Raw genomic sequence first — 1,898 nt, 5'->3', positions numbered from 1 at the left:
CCCACCACCCCTTCGGCCTCCCCTGCTCCGGACATCCCCCCACAGGCCGACGGCAGGGCCCCGGCGCAGTCGTCCCAGCCCGCGCAACCGTCGTCCTACGGGCCGCCCGGCGTCCTGGAACGGCTGGGCTCCGCCGCCTTCGCCCGGATCAACCGCCGCCGCGAATGGCACGAACTCCCCACGCCGCTGGGCCTGTTGAACCTGCGCTTCCTCCGCGACGACCTGCGCCGGGAAAACCTTCATGACACCTACTCCGCCGGCGGCGAACGGCCCCGCCGCGCCCCGGCGAGCCTGCCGCCCTTCCGTACCTACGACGGATCGGCCTACGACCCCCATGACGAGGACATGGGCCGCGCCGGCACCCGCCTGGACCGCAACGCCCCGCTGCACCTCGCCTTCCCGGACGGCGACGACGACGCACTGATGTCGCCCAGCCCGCGCGAGGTCAGCCGCCATCTCCTGGCCCGGCGCAGCTTCCTGCCGGCCCCCACCCTCAACCTGCTGGCCGCCGCCTGGATCCAGTTCGAGAACCACGGCTGGGCCAACCACGGCGACAACGAACAGGCCGAACCCTTCACCGTGCCGCTGGCCGAGGACGACGACTGGGCGGGGGAGTGCCCCATGCGCGTCAACCGCACCCGCCCCGACCCGGTCGCGCACACCACCCCCGACGCCCCGCCCACCTACGAGAACACCCTCACGCACTGGTGGGACGGCTCTCAGATCTACGGCTCCTCCGAGGAACGCTGCCGGTCGCTGCGCACCGGCGAACGGGGGCACCTCATCATCGAGGACGGCCGGCTGCCGGCCGACCCCAGGCCGGGCATGTCCTGCCTCGACGCCACCGGCATGAACAGCGACTACTGGGCCGGACTGTCCCTGCTGCACACGCTGTTCGCCAAGGAACACAACGCGATCTGCGACCATCTGCGCTCCCACTACCCCACCTGGGACGACGAACGGCTCTTCCACACCGCACGCCTGGTGAACTGCGCCCTGATGGCGAAGATCCACACAGTGGAATGGACGCCGGGCATCCTCGACACCCCCGTACTGCACCGCGCCATGAACGCCAACTGGTACGGCGTACTGCCGCGCTGGGTGCGCAGGAAGTACGGCCGGATCGGCGAGGGCGAGATGCTCAGCGGCATCCTCGGCTCACCGACGGACCACCACGCGGCTCCGTTCTCCATGACCGAGGAGTTCGTCTCCGCCTACCGGCTCCACCCGCTCATCCCGGACGAGCTGACACTGCGCGACCACCGCTCGGGCAACCGGGGCGGGACCATCGGCTTCGACGACATGCAGGGCGCCACCACGCGCACCGCGATCGAGGCACACGGCATGAGCGACCTGTTCTACAGCTTCGGCACCGCCAACCCCGGCGCACTCGTGCTGCACAACCACCCCGACTCGCTGCGCAATCTGACCCGGCTCACCGGCGAACACGTCGATCTGGGCACCGTCGACATCCTCCGGGACCGCGAACGCGGCATCCCCCGCTACAACGCCTACCGGGCGATGCTCCGCAAGCGCCCCGTCACCTCCTTCGAGGAGCTCACCGGCGGCCACCCCACCGACACCCCACTGCTGGAGGAGCTGTACGAGGGCCGGCTCGACCGCGTCGACACCCTCGTCGGGAACCTGGTGGAGCCGCGCCCCGCCGGTTTCGGCTTCAGCGACTCCCTCTTCCGCATTTTCATCCTGATGGCCAGCCGACGCCTCAAGAGCGACCGCTTCTTCACCACCGACTACCGGCCCGAGATCTACACCCCCGAAGGGCTGGAGTGGATCGACCGCAACGGCATGATCCGCGTTCTGCTGCGCCACCACCCCGAACTCGCCCCCGCACTGGACGGCGTGACCAACGCCTTCGCCCCCTGGAGGACCCTGTGACC

Annotated in this window: 1 protein-coding gene; it reads left to right on the top strand. The window is 70.2% G+C overall.

The features are described 5' to 3' along the window. Nucleotides 1-1,896: peroxidase family protein (locus ITI46_RS34310; protein ID WP_307808435.1), on the top strand; the 1,896-nt coding region annotated here is incomplete at its 5' end. Nucleotides 1,897-1,898 lie beyond the last annotated feature (2 nt).

The organism is Streptomyces oryzae, assembly GCF_017676365.1.
Lineage (GTDB): Bacteria > Actinomycetota > Actinomycetes > Streptomycetales > Streptomycetaceae > Streptomyces > Streptomyces oryzae.
Note: the sequence above shows the minus strand (reverse complement) of the source record. Positions and strands in the feature narration are given on the sequence as shown.